The 19,273-nt window shown below is 69.0% G+C and carries 22 protein-coding genes and 1 pseudogene; 12 read left to right on the plus strand and 11 right to left on the minus strand.

Annotation, left to right across the window (positions count from 1 at the left end; all coding sequences use genetic code 11):
• Position 1 precedes the first annotated feature (1 nt).
• The 6 genes and pseudogenes from QF046_RS11800 (at position 2) to QF046_RS11825 (ending at position 6,867) form a co-directional block, all read left to right on the plus strand.
• Positions 2 to 913 carry a carbohydrate ABC transporter permease gene (locus QF046_RS11800; RefSeq protein ID WP_307369976.1) on the plus strand — a complete coding sequence of 304 codons (912 nt, stop codon included), beginning with the start codon at positions 2 to 4 and terminating at the stop codon, positions 911 to 913.
• On the plus strand, positions 910 to 1,731 hold the full coding sequence (locus tag QF046_RS11805) for a carbohydrate ABC transporter permease (RefSeq protein WP_307369981.1): 822 nt from the start codon (positions 910 to 912) through the stop codon (positions 1,729 to 1,731). Before QF046_RS11800 ends, QF046_RS11805 begins: the two co-directional genes overlap by 4 nt.
• A 3-nt stretch (positions 1,732 to 1,734) precedes the next feature.
• Positions 1,735 to 3,054 (plus strand): glycoside hydrolase family 13 protein, encoded by a 1,320-nt coding sequence (locus QF046_RS11810; RefSeq protein ID WP_307369983.1) that lies wholly within the window; start codon positions 1,735 to 1,737, stop codon positions 3,052 to 3,054.
• A complete protein-coding gene (locus tag QF046_RS11815) occupies positions 3,054 to 4,118 on the plus strand; it encodes a LacI family DNA-binding transcriptional regulator (protein WP_307369990.1) in 1,065 nt (354 codons plus the stop codon). Before QF046_RS11810 ends, QF046_RS11815 begins: the two co-directional genes overlap by 1 nt.
• 406 nt (positions 4,119 to 4,524) lie before the next feature.
• Complete coding sequence (locus QF046_RS11820) at positions 4,525 to 5,112, plus strand: dihydrofolate reductase family protein (RefSeq protein ID WP_307369993.1); 588 nt, start codon at positions 4,525 to 4,527, stop codon at positions 5,110 to 5,112.
• Positions 5,113 to 5,165: 53 nt separating this feature from the next.
• Positions 5,166 to 6,867, plus strand: a pseudogene (locus QF046_RS11825) (long-chain-fatty-acid--CoA ligase).
• A gap of 149 nt (positions 6,868 to 7,016) precedes the next feature.
• Here QF046_RS11825 and QF046_RS11830 read toward each other — a convergent pair.
• Together QF046_RS11830 and QF046_RS11835 are read right to left on the minus strand one after the other, a co-directional pair.
• Positions 7,017 to 7,772: an SDR family oxidoreductase gene (locus tag QF046_RS11830; protein ID WP_307369995.1), complete on the minus strand. Its 756-nt coding sequence runs from the start codon at positions 7,770 to 7,772 to the stop codon at positions 7,017 to 7,019.
• 38 nt (positions 7,773 to 7,810) lie between these two features.
• Complete coding sequence (locus QF046_RS11835; RefSeq protein ID WP_307369999.1) at positions 7,811 to 8,611, minus strand: SDR family oxidoreductase; 801 nt, start codon at positions 8,609 to 8,611, stop codon at positions 7,811 to 7,813.
• Between the two features lie 200 nt (positions 8,612 to 8,811).
• On the opposite strand from QF046_RS11835, the gene QF046_RS11840 reads away from it, so the two are divergent.
• The 3 genes from QF046_RS11840 to QF046_RS11850 are packed head-to-tail and all read left to right on the plus strand — an operon-like array spanning position 8,812 to position 10,119.
• On the plus strand, positions 8,812 to 9,501 hold the full coding sequence (locus tag QF046_RS11840; protein ID WP_307370002.1) for a sigma-70 family RNA polymerase sigma factor: 690 nt from the start codon (positions 8,812 to 8,814) through the stop codon (positions 9,499 to 9,501).
• Positions 9,464 to 9,718 (plus strand): hypothetical protein, encoded by a 255-nt coding sequence (locus tag QF046_RS11845; protein WP_307370005.1) that lies wholly within the window; start codon positions 9,464 to 9,466, stop codon positions 9,716 to 9,718. Before QF046_RS11840 ends, QF046_RS11845 begins: the two co-directional genes overlap by 38 nt.
• Complete coding sequence (locus tag QF046_RS11850) at positions 9,715 to 10,119, plus strand: hypothetical protein (protein ID WP_307370007.1); 405 nt, start codon at positions 9,715 to 9,717, stop codon at positions 10,117 to 10,119. Before QF046_RS11845 ends, QF046_RS11850 begins: the two co-directional genes overlap by 4 nt.
• Before the next feature lie 21 nt (positions 10,120 to 10,140).
• Here QF046_RS11850 and QF046_RS11855 read toward each other — a convergent pair whose 3' ends face one another.
• Genes QF046_RS11855 through QF046_RS11875 form a run of 5 tightly spaced genes read right to left on the minus strand, consistent with a single transcriptional unit; the run spans position 10,141 to position 12,302 of the window.
• Entirely contained in the window at positions 10,141 to 10,368 is a 228-nt protein-coding gene (locus QF046_RS11855) for an RNA-binding S4 domain-containing protein (RefSeq protein ID WP_307370010.1), read from the minus strand.
• 41 nt (positions 10,369 to 10,409) lie between these two features.
• Positions 10,410 to 11,192 carry an alpha/beta fold hydrolase gene (locus QF046_RS11860; RefSeq protein WP_307370012.1) on the minus strand — a complete coding sequence of 261 codons (783 nt, stop codon included), beginning with the start codon at positions 11,190 to 11,192 and terminating at the stop codon, positions 10,410 to 10,412.
• 44 nt (positions 11,193 to 11,236) lie between these two features.
• On the minus strand, positions 11,237 to 11,620 hold the full coding sequence (locus tag QF046_RS11865) for a cupredoxin domain-containing protein (RefSeq protein WP_307370014.1): 384 nt from the start codon (positions 11,618 to 11,620) through the stop codon (positions 11,237 to 11,239).
• A gap of 23 nt (positions 11,621 to 11,643) precedes the next feature.
• Positions 11,644 to 11,874: a histidine phosphatase family protein gene (locus QF046_RS11870; protein WP_307370015.1), complete on the minus strand. Its 231-nt coding sequence runs from the start codon at positions 11,872 to 11,874 to the stop codon at positions 11,644 to 11,646.
• Positions 11,868 to 12,302 (minus strand): histidine phosphatase family protein, encoded by a 435-nt coding sequence (locus QF046_RS11875; protein WP_307370016.1) that lies wholly within the window; start codon positions 12,300 to 12,302, stop codon positions 11,868 to 11,870. The genes QF046_RS11870 and QF046_RS11875 overlap by 7 nt, the downstream gene beginning before the upstream one ends.
• 473 nt (positions 12,303 to 12,775) lie before the next feature.
• Between QF046_RS11875 and QF046_RS11880 the strand changes: the two genes are divergently transcribed.
• Together QF046_RS11880 and QF046_RS11885 are read left to right on the plus strand one after the other, a co-directional pair.
• A complete protein-coding gene (locus tag QF046_RS11880) occupies positions 12,776 to 13,645 on the plus strand; it encodes a VOC family protein (protein ID WP_307372827.1) in 870 nt (289 codons plus the stop codon).
• A complete protein-coding gene (locus tag QF046_RS11885; protein ID WP_307370019.1) occupies positions 13,642 to 14,292 on the plus strand; it encodes an alpha/beta hydrolase in 651 nt (216 codons plus the stop codon). The genes QF046_RS11880 and QF046_RS11885 overlap by 4 nt, the downstream gene beginning before the upstream one ends.
• 12 nt (positions 14,293 to 14,304) lie before the next feature.
• Here the strand turns inward: QF046_RS11885 and QF046_RS11890 are convergent, their stop codons facing one another.
• Positions 14,305 to 15,213, minus strand: a complete 909-nt coding sequence (locus QF046_RS11890) for a DnaJ domain-containing protein (protein ID WP_307370021.1) — start codon at positions 15,211 to 15,213, stop codon at positions 14,305 to 14,307.
• Between the two features lie 43 nt (positions 15,214 to 15,256).
• Here QF046_RS11890 and QF046_RS11895 point away from each other — a divergent pair, with 43 nt between their 5' ends.
• The gene (locus QF046_RS11895) at positions 15,257 to 15,436 is read left to right on the plus strand and encodes a hypothetical protein (RefSeq protein WP_307370023.1); all 180 of its coding nucleotides are present in this window, start codon (positions 15,257 to 15,259) and stop codon (positions 15,434 to 15,436) included.
• 6 nt (positions 15,437 to 15,442) lie between these two features.
• On the opposite strand, the gene QF046_RS11900 is transcribed toward QF046_RS11895, so the two are convergent.
• From QF046_RS11900 to QF046_RS11910, 3 genes are read right to left on the minus strand one after another with little or no spacing between them, the layout of a single operon-like run.
• On the minus strand, positions 15,443 to 16,243 hold the full coding sequence (locus tag QF046_RS11900; protein ID WP_307370025.1) for an alpha/beta fold hydrolase: 801 nt from the start codon (positions 16,241 to 16,243) through the stop codon (positions 15,443 to 15,445).
• Positions 16,244 to 16,267: 24 nt separating this feature from the next.
• Positions 16,268 to 18,283, minus strand: coding sequence for a hypothetical protein (locus QF046_RS11905; RefSeq protein WP_307370028.1), 2,016 nt, complete (start codon positions 18,281 to 18,283; stop codon positions 16,268 to 16,270).
• A 13-nt stretch (positions 18,284 to 18,296) separates the two neighbouring features.
• Positions 18,297 to 19,271, minus strand: coding sequence for a glycoside hydrolase family 130 protein (locus QF046_RS11910; protein WP_307370030.1), 975 nt, complete (start codon positions 19,269 to 19,271; stop codon positions 18,297 to 18,299).
• Positions 19,272 to 19,273 lie beyond the last annotated feature (2 nt).

Raw genomic sequence — 19,273 nt, forward strand, 5'->3', positions numbered from 1 at the left:
AATGACCGCCACCCCCGTCGTGACCGGGCGTCGACCGCGTCGCTGGGAACGAGAGCAGATCCTTACGGCTGCCCTCTTCCTGGCGCCGGCGCTGATCGTCCTCGGCGTCTTCGTCCTGTACCCGATCGGCAACGCCGCGTATCTCAGCCTCACGTCGTGGAACGGCTTCGCTCCGGTGAAGGAGTTCGTGGGGTTCGACAACTACGTCCGGCTGGCGCAGGATCCGGAGTTCTGGAACAGTCTCCTGGTCACGGTCGTGTACGCGGCCGGGATATGCGTGTTCTCGGTCGCTTCGGGGCTGGCCGTGGCGCTGCTTTTGGACGCGCCGCTGCGCGGACGCGGGTTCTATCGGGGGATCTACTTCCTGCCGGCAGTGACGTCATCGGTGGCGGCCGCGATCGTGTGGAAGTACATGCTCGATCCGGCGGGGTTCGTCAACTCCGTGCTCGCGCAGGTGGGGATCACCGGTCCTGACTGGCTTCAGGACCGGTGGTTCGCCCTCGCCTCACTGACGATGCTGACGGTCTGGAAGAACATCGGCCTCAACGCGGTGCTCTATCTGACGGCTCTGCAGGCGCTCCCCCAGGGCGTATATGAAGCCGCGCAGCTCGACGGAGCATCCTTCTGGCAGCGCCTGCGGTTCATGACGATCCCGTTGCTCGCCCCGATGACGTTCTTCGTCGTCGTGCAGGCGCTGATCACAAGCTTCCAGGCGTTCGACCTCGTCTATGTGCTGACCGGCGGCGGCCCGCGCGGCGGCACAGATGTGCTCGGCATGTTCATGTACCGCACGGCATTCCGGCTCGGCGAGTTCGGCTACGGGACAGCGATCGCCTTCGTCACTCTGCTGCTGGTGCTGGGCGTCACCCTCGTCCAATGGAGGGCCAGCGGCTCAGGAAAGGCCGATCGATGAGACAGTCGCCAATGATGCGGCTCGGCCGTCACGCCATCCTGCTGGTCGGCTCGCTCGCTGTCGTACTGCCATTCCTCTGGATGTTCACGACATCGCTGCAGTCGCGTGCGGAGACGTACACGAACACGTCGATCATCCCGACCTCTTGGCATTGGGAGAACTACGTGCACGCCTGGGAGGCGGCGCCGTTCGGCCAGTACTACATCAGCAGTGTGATCATGGCGGTCGGGATCGTCTCCGGCCATCTTGTGCTCGACGCGTTGGCCGCCTACGCCTTCGCCAGACTGGACTTCCCGGGACGCAACACGATCTTCATGATCCTGCTCGCCGCGCTGATGGTCCCGACGTTCGTCACCATCATCCCCGCGTACACGATCGTCGCCGACCTCGGCTGGATCGACAGCTTTGCGGGCTTGATCGTGCCGCGACTGGCAGATGTATTCGGCATCATCCTGCTGCGTCAGTACTTCGCCTCGATCCCCCAGGAGATCGAGGATGCAGCCCGCATCGACGGATGCAGCCGCGTCGGCACCTTCTTCCGGATCATCGTTCCGCTGTCGACGCCCGCATTCGCGACGCTCGCGATCTTCAGCTTCCTCTTCGCCTGGAACGACTTCCTCTGGCCGCTGCTGGTGACCAATACCGACGAGGTGCGCACCATCCAGATCGGTCTGGCATCGTTCGTCGGCCGCTACGGCACGAGCTGGAACTATCTGATGGCTGGAACTCTGACAGCCACAGTGCCCAGCATCATCGTCTTCCTCTTCTTCCAGCGCGCCCTCGTGCGCGGAATCGCCACCACCGGACTGAAGGACTGACCCATGGGTGCGCCCGACTGGCTCGCAGATGCCGTCTTTTACCAGATCTTCCCTGAGCGCTTCGCGAACGGAGACCCGTCGCTGAATCCGCCCGATGTCGTACCGTGGGACTCCGAGCCGACGCGAGACAACTTCCTAGGCGGTGACCTGCAGGGCATCATCGACCACCTGGATCACATCGTGGAGGTCGGGGCCAATGCCCTCTACCTGACGCCGATCTTCGAGGCGCGCACGAATCATCGTTACGACGCCAGTGACTACTTCCGCGTCGACCACCGCCTGGGGGACCTGGACACCTTCCGACGCCTGGTCGAGGAGTGCCACTCACGCGGTGTTCGCATCGTGCTCGACGCGGTGCTCAATCACTGCGGCGACGGGCATTGGGCGTTCGAGGATGTCGTGAAGAACGAGGCGGACTCGAAGTACGTGAACTGGTTCTCGTTCGAGCAGTTCCCGGTCTCTCCGCATCCCGTTCCCAACTACCGCACCTGCTCGGGCTGCTACTACCTCCCGAAGTGGAACGCGTACAACCCCGAGGTGCGCGCGCATCATTTCGACGTCGCCCGCCACTGGATCGAACAGGGCATCGATGGGTGGCGACTGGATGTGCCCTACTTCATCAATGACAACTTCTGGCGTCAGTTCCGCGACGTGGTCAAGCCCATGGGGGAGGACCTCTACATCGTGGCCGAGGAATGGCGCGAGCCCGAGCAGTGGCTGCAGGGTGATCTTGCGGACGGCACCATGAACTACACGTTGCGCGACCTGGTGCTGGGCTTCACCGCCGACGGCACCATCGACGCCAAAGCGTTCGCCACAGGCATGAACATCCTGAGCGCGCGCATCCCCGACGGCTACCACCACGGCATGCTCAACCTGCTCGGCAGTCACGACACGGAGCGTCTGCTCACCCGTCACCATGGCGACCAGGCGCGCGCGCTGCTCGCCTACACGTTGATGTACTCGGCGCAGGGCGCGCCGATGGTCTACTACGGCGACGAGATCGGCATGACCGGCGAGAACGATCCCGGATGCCGTGCGGGAATGGTCTGGGATGAGCGGCGCTGGACTCGTTCACTGCTCGACGGCGTGCGCGAACTCGGTGCCCTGCGCAGGCGGAATCCGAGTCTGCGTCGAGGGGATCAGAAGGTCGTCGCGCTCGACGCCGATACAGTGCTGATCATGAGAACCTTCGAGGGCGACATGACCAGTGTGATCGTCCATCGAGGTTCGGGCGTTAGCCTCGGGCCCGATGCCCATCCGATCATCACCGAGCCCATCCGCGTGGCCGCGAACAGCCACGTGGTCGTCGGAGCGAGCTGATGGCGGTGCGGCGCGCGACGATGAAGGACGTCGCTGAACGCGCGAATGTCTCGAAATCAGCGGTCTCTCTCGCCTTCAACGACTCCAAGAAGCTGTCCGAGTCGACCCTGCAGAAGATCATGCAGGCAGCGGATGACCTTGGTTTCGCACAGGACCCAGCGGCGCGCATGCTGCGTACCCGCCGCACCAACAGCCTCGGCCTCCTGCTGCCCCAGCAGATCGACAAGGTGTTGGAGAATCCCTACTACTCGCAATTCCTGCAGGGGGTGGGGCAGACCTGTCAGCAGGAGGGCTTCACGCTTCTGCTGGCGCCTCCGCTTCGTGGCTCGATGCTGAAGACCATTCCGTATGCCGCGGTGGATGGCTTCATCGTGAACGGACTCGAATACGACCGCGGCGAAGTGACCGCGCTGCGTCAGCGGGGCATCCCGTTCGTGCTCGTCGACAGCGAGTGGCACGAAGGCGTCCCCAGCGTCGAGATCGATGACAGCGAGGGCATCGCCGAGATCGTCGAGCATCTCGGCAGCCTGGGGCATCGCAGGTTCGCCTTCGTGGCGTTCGAGACCGGCATCGAGGGCGGCCATGAGAATTGGCGCGGACCCGTTCTGCGACGGATGGAGGGCGCGATCCGAGGGTTGGCGACCATCGGGCTCACACCCGAGAGCGAAGGAATCAGCATTCTCGAAGTGCCCTGCACTCGTGTGGGCGGCACGCTCGCTTTCAAGGAGCTGTGGGAGCAGGACGTTCACCCGACGGCGATCGTCACGTTCAGTGATGTCATCGCCTACGGCGTTCTGGATGCTGCGCGTGAGGCAGGGGTGCGCGTTCCCGAGGATGTCTCCGTCTCGGGTTTCGATGACCTGGTTGACTCATCCTGGACGACGCCGACGCTCACGACCATCCGGCAGCCCATCACGACCAAGGGCAGACTTGCAGCCCAATACCTGGTCGAGTCGATCGCGGGCGGTACACACGCCGGGCCGCACCGGCAGAGGCTGAGTACGGCGCTGCTCTTGAGGGACTCGACTGCGGCGGCACCCACCGGCCAGCAGGCGTCCGCCTAACTCAACGCGGCGGACCGGTCGCGCTGAAGCATCAGGCAGCTCGTCAGCCGCACCCGCGCGCACCTCGCATCGGCCCGTCACGTTCCGGCGGGCCCGGGCACCAGCGCCCACTGCTGGAGGCCTTCCTCGCGGCGGCTCGTAGCGGTGACGCACGTCAGGGCTGTTCGCGGAGGACATCGCCAGCTGCACATGATGCTCGACGCCTATCGGGCCGAGCGTGCACATCCGCTGCCCGACCCTCCCATGACCGACGAGCAGCTCTACGACGCCATGGTGCAGCTCAACTCGACGGACCAGGCGCGCTGACCCTGGGGAGGGTTCCGCAGCGCCCCCATGCGGCGTAGCATCGTCTCCGACTCCGACTCCGGCCCGGGACGTCCGCGCCGCGTCGAGGAGGGGATATCGGATGCGGAGACTGACGATCGATTTCATCATCTCGCTCGACGGGTATGGCGCGGCCGAGGGCTGGCCCGGCTGGTGGGGGATGGAGGGCCCGGAGTACCTAGGGTGGCTGGACGGCTTGCCCGAGAAGGACGACCCGATCCTCATGGGCGCGACGACGTATCGGCTGATGTCGGCGTTCTCCGCAGATCAGGCCGAGGGGGTGGATGCGCTCGACAGCGTGCCGAAATACGTGTTCTCGTCGACCCTCGAGGAGCCGCTGAGCTGGTCGAACACGACGCTCGTCCGCGATGATGCCGTGGAGTTCGTGCGGGAGCTGAAGGAGACGTCGGATCATGATCTGCGCACGCTGGGGAGCGTCTCCCTGTGCCGCGCGCTGCTGACCTCCGGACTGGCCGACCGCTACCGGGTCGTCATCTTCCCCGTGATCACCGGCGCCACCGGGCAGGAGCGGATCTTCGATGCGTATCCCGACGTGCGCCTCGACCTCATCGAATCGCGCACCTTCGACGGTCGCAGCCAGCTGCTCGAATACGTGCCCACCGTGCTGGAAACGCCACCGTCCGCGAGAGCAGGTAGCGAGTCCCCGTGACACCGTCCCGCCTCGCCGATGACACGCGACACCGATCGAGGCAGGATGGATGCATGACCGCTGACGCGCTCGATTCCCGGCCCTGGCTCAGTTCCTACGCGGAGGGAGTCCCGGCGGATATCGGCACGCCGACGCAGACGCTGACGGAGATGATGGCGGCGAGCGTGAAGACGTTCGGGCGGCGCCCGGCGCTCGAATTCTTCGGCGCCGTCACGACCTACCGGGAACTCGGCAGGCAGATCGAGCGAGCGGCCGAGGGGCTGCGGCGGCTCGGCGTCCGCAAGGGCGATCGCGTCGCCCTGGTGCTCCCGAACTGCCCGCAGCATGTGGTGGCGTTCTACGCGGCGCTCCGCCTGGGCGCGATCGTGGTCGAACACAATCCGCTCTACACGGCGCGTGAGCTCAGGCATCAGTTCGAGGATCACGGTGCGCGCATCGCCGTCGTGTGGGACAAGGCCGCCGACACGATCGCCGATTTCCCTCCGGACATCAAGGTCGAGCGCATCGTCAGCGTCGACATCACGGCGGCGATGCCGTTCTCGAAGCGCATGCTGCTTCGCCTGCCGCTGCCGAAGGCGCGCGCGTCGCGGGCGAAGCTGACCGGCACTCCGAGAGCACGCCGACTCGTCGCGTGGAAGAAGCTGATCGATCACCCGCGGGTCTCAAGACACGTCGAGGGGCCGACGCTGAGCGACACCGCGCTGCTGCAGTACACGAGCGGCACGACGGGAGATCCGAAGGGTGCGATCCTCACGCATGCGAACCTGCGCGCCAACGCGATGCAGGGGCGCGCGTGGGTGCCGGGTCTCGTCGACGGCGAGGAGACCTTCTACGCGGTGCTGCCGCTGTTCCATGCCTACGGCATGACCCTCTGCCTGACCTTCGCGATGAGCATCGGCGCGAAGCTGGTCCTGTTCCCGGCATTCGATCTGGGACTGGTCACGCAGGCCGCCCGCTCGAGCCCGCCCACCTTCCTGCCGGCCGTGCCGCCCATCTACGATCAGCTCGCCCGCGCCGCGGGTCGCGGCACGATCGACCTCTCGACGGTCAGGTTCGCCATCTCCGGGGCGATGAGCCTTCCGGTCGCGACGGTGAAGCGCTGGGAGGAGGCGACCGGCGGCCTGCTCGTGGAGGGCTACGGGATGACCGAGAGCTCGCCTGTCGCGCTCGGCAATCCCATGGGGAGCACGCGCCGACCCGGCACCGTCGGTGTGCCCTTCCCGAGCACCGAGATCCGTGTCGTCGACCCGGCAGACACCACCGCCGACGTACCCGGCCGGCGAGCGAGGAGAGCTCCTGATCCGCGGCCCGCAGGTGTTCCAAGGGTATTGGGGCCGTCCCGGCGACACCGCCGACGTGCTGCTGCCGGACGGCTGGCTTCGCACCGGCGACATCGCCGAGGTCTCGCCGGACGGGTTCGTGACGATCGTCGATCGACTTAAGGAGCTCATCATCACCGGCGGGTTCAACGTGTCGCCCAGCGAGGTGGAGGACGCGCTCGAGGCGCATCCGGACGTCATCGCCGCGGCCGTCGTCGGCCTGCCACGAACCAGCGGAGGCGAGGAGGTCGCCACCGCCGTCGTGCTGCGCGAGGGCGCGTCGCTCGACGCGGGGGCGCTGCGGGACTTCTGCCGCACCCGGCTCACGCCGTACAAGGTGCCCAGACGCATCACCGCCGTGAAGGATCTGCCCCGCTCGCTGATCGGCAAGGTGCTGCGTCGTCAGGTCCGATCGCAGCTGCTCGCCGATCGGTGAGGCGGGATCCTCCTGCGCGCCGCTCGGCGGACGCGATCGATTGCGTGACCGGGTGCTCAGGGTCTCCGTGCGATCACGCGGGCGAAAGCCGGCGCGGGGCGCACCTCGTGGAGCGGACCCCGCGCCGACGTTCATTCGGCCGGATGCTGCTACTTGCGCGGCGGGTTGAGCGGCAGCCACTCCTCGAGCGTGGTCTCGAAGATCTGCGCACCCTCGATCGGGATGAGCGTGCGCTCCTCGATCTGCGCGCCGTAGTACGTGGCGCTGTCGTCTCGGACGACTGTGCGCGGGTCGCCGCGGAAGGCGAGTGCGCGGCGCGCGAACTCGTCCATGCCGAAGGCCTCGGGGCCGGCGATCTCGATGTCGCCCTGAGGTGCACCCGCGGCGGCGCGTGCCACGGCCGTGGCCACGTCCTCTGCCGCGATCGGCTGGATGAGCGCCCCGGGCAGGCGGACGGTGTCGCCCTCGGTAGAGATGTCGGCGATGCTGCCGACGAACTCGAAGAACTGGGTCGCGTGCACCAGCGAGTACCCCATGCCGGACTCGCGGATCAGCTTCTCCTGCGCGACCTTCGCCGCGAAGTAGTCGATGTTCTGCGGGCGGTTCGTGCCGACGATCGTCAGCGCGACATGGTGGGTGACGCCTGCGGCAGTCTCGGCCTCGAGCAGGTTGCGGGTCGAGGTCGTGAAGAACTCGAGCACCGCCTTGGCCTCGAACGACGGCGAGTTCGACACGTCGACGACCGTGTTCGCGCCGGTCAGCACCTCGGCCAGCCCTTCGCCGGTCAGCGTGTTCACACCCGTCTGGGGCGACGCCGCGATCGCCTCGTGTCCGTGCTCGGTGAGCTTCGCGACGACCTTGGAGCCGATCAGGCCCGTACCTCCGATGACGACGATCTTTGCCATTGTCCAGCCTTCCTTGTCAGTGACGTCGGTGACGGCGTCTACAGCGATGACCGGTCAGCATCCACGGATGTGACAGCGGGGTGCCCGCCGGGGTTCTGCACGCGCCAGTCGTGATAGCGCGTGGCGGCGAGCGTGGCGGTGGCCTCGGGCAGCAGATCGCGATGTGTCAGCCGCGCGCCGAAGTAGGTGCCCAGCGGGTCGGCGACGACCTCGCGCTCGTCCTGTCGCGCACGCAGGTCCATGGACGCGATGTCATTCAGGCTGAACACCTCGGGCCCGCCCCACTCGACCATGCCCGATCGCGGGTCCGCGACAGCCGCCTGCGCGACCGCGCGGGCGACGTCATCCGCGGCCATCGGCTGCACCAGCACGTCGGCGACGCGCACCGCGCCGCTGCGCAGTGCATGATCGGTGATGTTGCGGATGAACTCGAAGAACTGCGTCGCGTGCACGAGGGTGTACGGGCGACCGGATGCCGTGATCAGGCGCTCCTGCTGCTGCTTGGCCACGAAGTAGCCGCCCTGGGCGCGCGCCAGACGATCGGTGCCGACGACGGAGAGTGCGACGTGATGCCCCACTCCTGCGTCCGCACCGTAGCTGAGCAGGTTCATGGTGGAGGCGAAGAAGAACTCCTGGGCCGCGGCCTCGTCGGTGTACGAGGAGTTCGAGACGTCGACGACCACATCCGCGCCGGCCAGCGCGTCGGCCAGACCCTCGCCGGTGTGCGAGTTCACTCCCGTGGCGCGTGACGCGGCGACGACCTCGTGTTCGTTGTCGCGCAGCATCCGCACCAGCCTGGTGCCGATCAGTCCGGTGCCGCCGATGACCGTGATTCTCATGTCGCTCCCTTTCGCCGATGGATGCCGCGGGTTCCCGCGCCTACCCGAATGACCGGACGGCCGCCCGTGTTGTGACAGGGCGCAGAAATCTTCCGCATCGCTGTCACAACGGCGGTCCGTGTCCGGTCAGGGTTTGCAGGAGAAGCCCCCGGCTTCGGGTGACGCTTGCGGGGACGGCTGTGCAGATGGAAGGTGGATGCGTGACCGCGACGGACGAGCAGGGGCCGACAGCCGAGGAGCTGGATGCCGTGATGGAGCTCTTCGCGACGCAGCGACGACGCCTGTTCGGCATCGCGTACCGGATGCTGGGCACGGTGGCCGACGCGGAGGACATCGTCCAGGAGACCTGGATCCGATGGCAGGGCGCCGATCGCGCGCGGGTGCAGGAGCCGGCCGCGTTCCTCGCGACGATCGCCACGAGGCTCTCGATCAACGTCCTGCAGTCGGCGCACGCCAAGCGCGAGACGTACATCGGCCCGTGGCTGCCCGAGCCGGTGAACACCGACGACGACCCCGCGCTGGGCGCCGAGCGCGCCGAGGCCCTGCAGTTCGCGATCCTGCTCACGCTCGAGAAGCTGACGCCGACGGAACGGGCGGCGTACATCCTGCGCGAGGCGTTCGACTATCCGTACCCGCGGATCGCCGAGATCATCTCCGCGAGTGCGGTCAGCACCAGGCAGCTCGTCAGCCGCGCCCGGGCGCACCTCGCATCGGCCCGTCACGTTCCGGCCGGGGCCGGGCACCAGCGTCGACTGCTGGAGGCCTTCCTCGTGGCCCGCTCGCAGTGGGGACGCACGTCAGCTCGAGAGTCTCTTCACCGAGGATGTCATCAGCTACACCGACGGCAACGGCGTGAAGCTCGCCGCACGCATCCCGGTGGCCGGCCGTGAACGCGTCGCCAAGTTCGTGGCGGCCTTCGCGCACCATTTCTGGACGGGGAAGTCGATCGGCTGGGTCGAGGTGAACGGACAGCCCGCCGCCACCCTGACCGAGCAGGGGAAGATCACGACCATCGTCACCCTGACGACCTCCGGTGACAGCATCGGGCAGCTGCTGTGGGTGATGAGTCCGCAGAAGCTCGGACACGTGGCGCCGGTCGCCGCATGACGGGCAGGCGCCTTCCCGCCTGGGCGCGCCGTCGCCGTCGCGATGTCCTCGATCCGAACATCCTGGAGGCGCTGTCGGCGGCGATGACCGCGGGCGAGGACGAAGCCCTCCGGGCGGTGCTGCATCCCGACGCGGAACTCGTGATCGACAGCGGGGGCGTTCGCCCGGAGCCCGCAGCGGCTCAGGGCCCGGACGGTCGCGAGGCTGCGGTCTCCGGACTGCGCGCGCTCGCCGCATCCGACATCACGATCCTGACGGCATCCGTCAACGGCCTGCCCGGACTCCTCCTGTTCAGGGGGGACGCGGTCGTCGGGGTCGTGACCGCCGATGTGCGCGACCGTCTGCTGGCGAATGTCTGGGTGGTGTGCAATCCCGACAAGCTCCGGCACTGGAACAGGTGAGAACGCGCACCTCGTCCGGAATCACATCCGAACGCGAACCGTCCGCCCCTCGAAGCTGACGAGGTCGCCGTCGTGGAGCTGCCGCCCGCGGCGCTCCTCCACCTCGCCGTTGACGCTCACGTCACCGTCGAGGATGGCCTCCTTCGCGCTGCCGCCGGAGTCGAGAAGCCCCGCGAACTTGAGGAACTGTCCGAGGCGGATGACCTCGCCGACGATCGCGACATCACGGATGTCATCACTGCTGCTCATCCCTGAAGGCTAACCGCTCGCTCCTCGCGACGCTCGCCCGTTCAGAGTTCGGGCAGCCGCTCCGCGATCACGCGTGCCGTGGCGGCGGGGTCGGGGCGGTGCATCACCGACTCCGGCACGACGACCAGCTCCGCGCCGTCCATGACCGAGGCGAGCCGGTCGGATGCCGCGAGCAGGAACGGGAAGGTCTGCGCGCCGCGCAGCACCGTGACGGATGCCGAGACGTCGAGAAGTGTCGGGTCGACCTGCTTCAGCCGAAGCGTCAGCCGGGTGTCGTAGACCGTCGACTGCGCCAGTGGGGCCAGCGCCGCGAGCTGTCCGCTCGCGCGTCCTGCCTCCACCATCTCGGCGGGCAGCCCGATGGCCTCCCGTTGGAAGGAGGCCACCGCCTCTTCGGGTCTGCCGGCATCCACGAACGCCTGCAGCCTCTCCGGCATCTCGTCACCGAAACCGCTTCCGTCGAAGTCGATCGGCGGCTCGGAGAGGAAGAGCGCGCCCGTGGGCACGCCGCGCATCGCCGCGTACAGCGCGAGCACCGCTCCCGAGGAGTGCCCGAGCACGGCATCCGCCCCTCCCGCTGCGTCGATGACGGCGGCGAGATCATCGGCCTCGTCCTTCGGCGTCGAATCCGGGTGGTCGCCGCTGGCGCCGCGCGCCCGGCGATCCCACACGACCGCGCGGAAGCCCGCATCCGTCAGCGCATCCGAGAGCGGCCCGGCGTCCGCGGCGGTCGACAGTGCGCCGTTCACGATCACGACCGTGCGCCCCTCGCCCGTCGCGGTGAAGGAGATGGTGGTCCCGTCAGCAGAGGTCGTGGTGGACATGGCCCCATGCAACCACGGTCCGGCGCGGGATGCCAGAGGTGGGGCTAGCCGACCGCCTTCACCGTGACGACCATGCCCAGGGCACGGTGATTGCTCACCGAGCACCAGCCGTCCAGGTCGGCGGAGATCACGCCCACCTTGATCACCACGGACTCGCCGGGGGATATCTGGCCGGAGTCGGCGTCGTTCGCGAACACCAGATCGTGCACGACGTCGCCGGTGTTCTCCAGGGTGACGACGAGGTCGTTCCCCTTCGGCACCTCGATCACGTCGGGGACGAACCGCATCCCCTGGACCTTCACCATGACCTCGGTCTTCCTCCCGGTTCCGGTCGCGGCGGGTGCGGGGGAGCATCCGACCAGGGTCAGCAGCCCCGTGCCGGCGACGAGGGCGCTCGACGTCAATAGGGCGCGACGGGTGATGGGCATGGTCTCTCCGCGGTTGAGGGGGGTCACGACTCGGACGGCTCCATCGGCAGGTGCGCCCCGTGGTTCCACGCGAGGATCGCCGGCTGCTCGCGCGAGAACCCGAGAACGGATGTCGAACCGGCATCCAGCGAGATGGATGCCGCGAACCGCGGAGCCTGCCGCAGGAACACGGCGGTGAGGATGCGCAGGTAATGGCCGTGGGCGACGAGGGCGACGTCCCCCTCGCCCATCGCCGGCAGCACGCGGGTCAGCACCCGCGAGGCGCGCGGGCGGCGACCTCCTCGACGGTCTCGCCGGGCGTCTCGCCACGGATCACACCGTGCTCGAACGCGGTCCAGTTGTAGCCGAGCTCTGCGCGGATGTCCTTGGTCGTGCGTCCCTCGTATCCGCCGTAGTCCCACTCCACGAGCAGCGGATCGATATCGGCGTGCAGGCCGGCGAGCTCGGCGGTGCGGCGGGCGCGCTCGAGCGGTGAGCTGAGAACGAGCCGGAAGTCGTAGCCGCGCACGAGCTCACCGGCGGCGCTCGCGAGCGCCTCGCCGTGCGGGGTCAGGGGGATGTCGGTGCGGCCGGTGTGCCTGCCGGTGCGCGACCAGTCCGTCTCGCCGTGGCGAAGCAGCACGAGCTTGCCCTGCGGGTTGTCGGGTGCAGGGCGATCGGGGAGCGGGTCGGTCTCGGTCACACGGCAACCGTACTCCGCGGGAGTGATCGCTGTGCGGGTCGACCGATCGGGCGAAGAGCTGGTCGAAGGCTTGCGATCCGGCAGGCGCCTGGCGGATCTGCGGTGATCAGCGTCATCGACACCTCGGTGCTCATCGACCACAGTCGGGGTGTGGCTGCCGCGCGGGAGAGCTGGGACGCCGGTGGCTGCCGGCCTTCACCGGTATCGATGCGGCTGAGTTCATCATCGCGGCGACCACCGAGCTCCTCGAAGCGCGACTGCTCACCCGAGACGTCAAGCACTTCCCGATGATCGAGGGGCTCGTCGCGCCCTACTGACCGCTGCACGCGGGACGCATATCCATTCAATGGAATAGATATGCGTATGCCGCCGTTGTACGGGGAGTCAGCCCAACCCGCCTGGAGGCACCCGTGACCGTCAACGAGATCCGCCCCGCTTCGGCACCCGACGTCGTTCTCAGCGCAGACACCGACATGGATGCCGTGACGCTGCGCGTCGGCGACCTCGAGGCGATGACCTCCTACTATGCCAACGCCCTCGCGCTCGACCCGATCGAAGAGCGCTCCCGCGGCGCGGAGGTGCACCGGGTGCTGGGCCGCGGCACCACTCCGATGGTGCGCCTGATCGGCACGCCGAACCTCCCCGGCGTCGACCCGCGCCAGGCCGGCCTCTTCCACACCGCATTCCTCTTCGACGACGCTCCCGCGCTCGCCGCCACCGTGCTGCGGGCTGCGCAGGACGATCGCGGACACTTCACCGGTTCCAGCGACCACCTCGTCAGCGAGGCGTTCTACTTCACCGATCCCGAGGGCAACGGCATCGAGCTCTACATCGACCGCGACCGCTCCGAGTGGCGGTACGAGAACGGCGCCCTGCAGATGTCGACGCTGTACCTCGACCCCAACGCGTACCTGCAGCGTCATCTCGACGAGAACGTCCTGGCGAGCGTCGCCCGCGCCGCCGGCAAGGTCGGTCACGTGCACCTGCAGGTCGGCGACATCCCGACCGCCCGTGCCTTCTACATCGATGCGCTCGGCTTCGAGACCACCGTCGACACCTACCCGGGCGCGCTGTTCGCCTCGGCGGGCGGCTACCACCACCACGTCGCGATGAACACCTGGAACAGCGCCGGCGCCGGCCCGCGCGCCGCGAGCCTCGGACTCGGCGACGTCGCGATCACCGTCCCCGCCCGCGACGATCTCGACGCGCTCGCCGCCCGGCTCACGCACCGCAAACTGCAGTTCGCCGACGATGGCAACTCGATCTCGGTCGACGACCCGTGGGGAACGCGCGTCACCGTCGCGATTCCCGGTGCGGATGCCGAGGAGCTGCTGGCCCGATGACCACGATGCTGCACGCGATCTCCTCCTCTGAGCAGATCGACCCGACGGCATCCGTCGTGGCGGTGTTCCTGCACGGCTTCGGATCGAACGAGCGCGACCTCGCCGGGCTGGCATACGCTCTCCCGGCCGGCCTCCCCTGGGTGTCGCTGCAGGCTCCGATCGCCGTCGGAACGGGCGCCTACGCCTGGTTCCCGATCGGCGAGCCGGGCAACCCCGACCCGGCGCAGGTCGCGGCCGCGGTCGACGCCATCTGGGCGTGGGCGGACGCCGCGCTGCCCGCAGGCGCCCGCATCGCACCGATCGGCTTCTCGCAGGGTGGGCTGATGGCGTCGCAGCTGCTGCGCACCGCACCGGAGCGTGTGATCGCCCCGGTCATCCTGGGCGGATTCGTGCAGGCCGGCGAGCAGCCGGGCGATGCCGTACTGCGCGAGACGCGCCCCGCGGTGTTCTCCGGCCGTGGCGAAGCCGACCGTGTGATCGCCGAACCCGCCGTGACCCGCACCGACGCCTGGCTGCCCGAGCACACCACCGCCACCGCCCGAAGCTACTCCGGCCTGGCGCACGGCATCGACGCCCGCGAGCTCGAGGACATGCGCGCATTCCTCACCGCGCAGCTGACGCCCGTGAGCGCGGAGACGCAGCCGTAGGACGCACGCCGGTCAGGGTGTGCGCACCCTCACGGCCCGCCTCAGGCGTGCCCGCACGTCGAACGCCTCGGTCATCCCGAGCGGCCGTCCGCCGGGAACGCCGGTGCGCAGCAGCGGGCGCAGGGCGCTGCGCCGTACCACGGCGACCGGCACACCGCGCACGCTGCCCAGCGTGGTGATCGGATGCTCGAGGTCCTCGTCGGGGAGGATCAGGACCGCCCCGCCGAAGCGCACTCTCGCCGTGCGGGCGATCCAGCGCATCCGGCTCAGCAGGTCCGCGACCGGTGTCACCTCGCGTTCGGGGCCGGCGATCACCTCGCCCTGGCGGAATCGGACCGGATCGCCGAAGTCCTCCGAGACCAGGCCGTACAGTCCGCTCGGTGCCAGAACGACATGGTCGAGCACGGCATCCTGCTCGCACTCGACCCCGTGCCAGGCGGTGAAGCCGATGCCCAAGCCGTCGATCGCGGCCGCCGTGCTCTCCTCGGCGAGTGCGTCGGCAAGCAGGCGCCGCACCTCCCACGGAGCCGAGCGCACGACTGCGGGGTCGTACGCCTCACGGGCCGCCAGCGGGTGACCGAGGTGCTCGGCGAGCAGCTCCAGGTAGCGTTGCCGCCGCCATCCGCCCGCCTGCCCGTACGACATCGTGCGGGGCCGGGTTCCGGCGCGGGAGGCGGATGCCGAGGGCGCACCCCAGGTCACAGCATCCCGGCCCCGGTCGTACGCCGTCCGGCCGTCGGGCGTGCCGACGTGCTCCCAGGCCCGCTGCACGCGGATGAACAGCGCGGCATCGCCGCCCGTGTCGGGGTGCGTCTGCCGCAGGCGCAGCCGGTAGGCGCGGCGCAGCTCGTCGTCGTCGACCGTCGCTGAGACGCCGAGCACCTCATAGGCGGATGCTGCCAGCGGCCCTTCGAACGTCACCCTCACACGATAAGCGGTCGCTGACCCCGGCTACGCTGAAGACATGACCAAGAGCACCGTCTGGACCGTCCTCGGCGTGATCGTCGCCGTCGTCATCGCCTGGTGGGTGGTGAGCGCGCTGTTCTCGCTGCTGTGGTTCATCGCCAAGCTCGCCCTGGTCGCCGTCGTCGCCGTCGCGGTCTACGCCGGACTGCGCTCCCTGCTCAGCAGGCAGGACCGCTGAGCACTCTCATTCCTCCTGCAGGAACTGCAGCGCCGCGAGTCGGAAGTCCTTCGAACCCGGCGCGTTGAAGTGGTGCCGACCGGGGATCTCGAAGAACGAGCTCTTCGGTGCGGCATCGGCCAGACGCCGGGAGCCGCCGATCACGGCATCCGCCGACCCGGTCGCGAACAGCACCGGCTGCTGCGGTGCGTGCGCAGGGTCGGGGTCGATCGAACGAGAGTCGCGCATGCCCTCGGCCAGCGCGAGCAGCGCGTAGAGGTCGTTGCCCGATACCCGCTCGGCCAGGGCGATGTAGTTCTGGGTGACCGGATCGGTGACGGGCGTGCCGTCGGCGGCGTAACGACGCACCTGATCGATGTCGAGGCGGTCGAGCGGGATGCCGTCGGGCACGCCGCCCAGCACGGCGCGGGGGATGCGGTCGCCGAGATCCTGCAGCACCTGCCAGCCCACACGGGCGCCGAGCGAATAGCCGACGTAGAACGTCTCGTCGACGAGGAACGTGTCGAGCACGGCCTCGATGTCGCGGGCGAGGGCGCGCACCGCGTAGCCGTCGGCATCGTGCGGCTTCTGGCTGGCGCCGTGCCCGCGCTGGTCGATGCCGAGGATGCGGTAGCCCTCGCGCTCCAGCATCCGCACCCACCCGGTGTGCAGCCAGGTGTCGGCCGTGCTCGAGGCGAATCCGTGCACGAGCACCACGGTCGGGGCATCCAGGTCGCCCCACGAGTACGTCGCGAGGGCGACCCCGTCGCCCACTTCGATGAACTGCGGGTGCGGCATCCGAGTCAGATCTGCAAGTAGGTCGGCCACACCTCCATCATGCTCCTGCCCGTGCTACCCGAGGCTGATCGTGAACCCGCCGCCGCGTAGGCGCACCTCGCCGCTGCGTGTGGCCTGGCCGTGCTGGACGCCGTCACGGTCGAAGGCGCGCCCGTCACCCGGCGCGAGGGAGGCGGTTCGTCGATCCTCCGCCGTGCCGTTCGCGTAGAGCACGGCGGCTCCGCCGTCCGTCTCGTAGACCGCCGTCGCGACGAGCGGCTGGATGACCAGGGCGTCCAGCCGCAGGTCGCCCCGGCTCGTGCAGCGCACCACCGCGTGCGCGCCCGCCTCGCCCAGCCGCTGGGGAACCAGCATCCCGTCGGCCTCGCTGAGGCCGCGGTCACCCGTGCCTCCTGCCGGGGTCGTCTTCGACCACGTGCTCCCGCTCGCGCGCACCTCCCAGACGGCATCGCCCGACGGTGGAGCCTGCCTCCACACCAGCGCGTGCAGCACGGCGGGCTCCGCGACCCCGAACTCGACCCACTCGCCCTCCGGCACGTGCACGTACGCACCTCCGGAGAGGTTCCCCTCGCCGGTCCACGCGCCGCTCCCGGGGCGGATCACGGTGCACCCCGGCGACCTGCGCGCCGACTCCGCGTCGATCGCGCGCAGCCCGGTGTGCGCGCGCAGTCCCGAGATCGACACGGCGATCGCGGCGACATCCGGATGCGCATCCAGCAGCAGCATCGTCAGCTGGCCGTGGATCGTGGATTCGGCGCCCGAGTTGTGATTGACCCGCCCGTCGGTCTCGACCCCGTCGAAGGTGACGCCGGTCGCCGGGTCGTACACGGCCACGCCCGCAGGATTGGCTCCGAAGAACCAGCCGGCGGCGAGCCCGGCCAGCACGCGGTGACCGTCGCCTCCGGCCTGCACGGCACCGGCGACCCGGCCGTGCGCTCCGTAGGCGATCTGCGCCTCGGCCGGAAGCGGTGCCCAGGCGTTCGACGGACCCCCGCAGGCCAGCACGAGAGGCGTGAAGCCGCCGGCATCCGCCCGGGATGCCGTGAGCCAGTCGGCCCGGCCCAGCAGAGCACCGGCGGCGCCGAGAGCCTCCGGTGCCGCGCCGCCCCACGCGTGCCAGAAGCCCGGCGATCCCGTCCAGGGCAGCACGGCACCGAACGGCCAGCCGGCCGAGGGGTCGGATGCCAGGGCCGCGACGCGCTCGCCGTAGACGGTCAGCGCCCGCCGGAGGCGCGCGTCACCGGGGCGAGCACGCAGTGCGGCGGTCAGGCCGAGCATCGCCTCGGCCGTGGCATCCGCTCCTCCCGTGATCAGCCATGCGGGAAGGTCGATCCCGTCGCTCGTGACGAAGGCGCCCGCCCTCGACAGCGACTCGCGCTCCAGCGCATCCAGGCACAGGTGCAGGCGGTCGAGCAGGAAGCCGGCGAAGTCTGCATCCTCCTCCCGGAACGCGGCATAGCCTTCACCGAGCGCCCACACGGTGCGCGCGAGCCAGTACGACTCCGCGGAGTCGGAGGGATCGGGCAGCTCGACGGGGATGGCGCTCGGGTTGAGGGTGCCGTCCTCCTGCTGCCACAGCACGACGCAGCCCGCGCTCGGTCCGTCGACGGTCTGCAGGAACGCCAATGCCCGCAGCAGCCCGCGCGCCCCGTCGCGGCTGCGGCCGTCGTCCGAGACGCTCCAGTCGCGCAGGAAGACCACGGCGGCGCGTGCGATGTCGTCGGCGTTGAACGCGCCCTGGCTCCAGTACCCCGTCGTCGCATCCCTCGTGCCTCCACCCACTCGGCGGAAGCCGCCAGCGCCGTCCGCGTCGGCGTAGGTCCAGGGCGCGAGCACCGAGGGATCCTCGTCGATCCCGTAGGTCGTGTGCGCCGCGCTCGCCGTCACCGGAACCTCGGCCAGCAGGAACCGCAGGTGGCTGAGATTCGTCAGCCGCGCGCCTTCCGCAGCCGCGAGGGGCCGGGCGGCGGCATCGGGCCCAGGGGCGCCGAAGGCCGTCCGAGCCGGGAGCAGTGTCAGGGCGGACGCCGCCCCGATCACCGTCAGGAATCCGCGTCGAGTGGTGTCCATGTCATCGTGTCCTTCATCCTTCCCGCAGGGACGTTCCCCACGGTCGATCGGGGTCGTGGATCGCGACGGCCAGCGTCGTGTCCGACTGCCCGTAGTAGGCGAGCCACCGGCCACGGAACCTCACCAGCCCCTCCACGAACGTGACGTTCGAGACGAGGCCGTGCATGTCCTCGAAGCTCTGAGGTCGCAGCCACGGCTCCTGCATCCGCCCGATCACCTTCGTCGGCTCGCCCGGGTCGATGGCGATCTGCCCGCAGCGGTAGTCGACGTCGACAGAGCCGTCGTCGTGCACGGTTCGCGTCGCGCCGTTGGTCAGCATGACCAGCAGGCCGTTGTCGGTCAGCACCGGGGAGGTGCCGATCTCGACGAGCGCCTCATCCCAGGTTCCGGGGGTGGGTGAGTACATCGGCTCGGTATCGGGAGTGCCGGGCGTCCAGTGGATGAGGTCGTCGCTGGTCGCCCAGTAGATGGCTCCCTCGCCGAAGTACATCCACCACCTGCCCTGCATCCTCACCGGCACGATGACGCCCGCCTTCGACCAGTCGAATCCGCGCGGGTCGACTGTCTTGAACGTGTCGAAGTCTGCGAAGAGGGGCCCGTGCCTGGTCCAGGTGCGCAGGTCGGTCGAGGTGGCCAGGCAGAGCTGGGCGCTGTGGCGATCCCACCCCGTGTAGGTGAGGTAGTAGGTGCCGTCGATGTGCGCGATGCGGGGATCCTCGCATCCGTAGCGCTCGTAGTCCTCCACGGGAGACAGGATCGGCTCGTCCTCCCGTGTGAAGTTCAGTCCGTCGCGCGAGCGGGCGAGCCCGATGTGCGAGACGATGTCGTCGGCGTGCGCGCGATACAGCAGCAGAACCTCATCGCCGTCGACCAGGGCGGCCGGGTTGTAGAGGTTCGCCGACTCCCAGCTGTCGCCGCGCGGGCGGAGGATCGGGTTGCCCTCGTACGGGGTGAACGGACCGAGGGGGAAGGATGCTCCGGTGAACATGG

The sequence above is a fragment of the Microbacterium sp. W4I4 genome (assembly GCF_030816235.1).
Classification (GTDB): Bacteria; Actinomycetota; Actinomycetes; order Actinomycetales; family Microbacteriaceae; genus Microbacterium.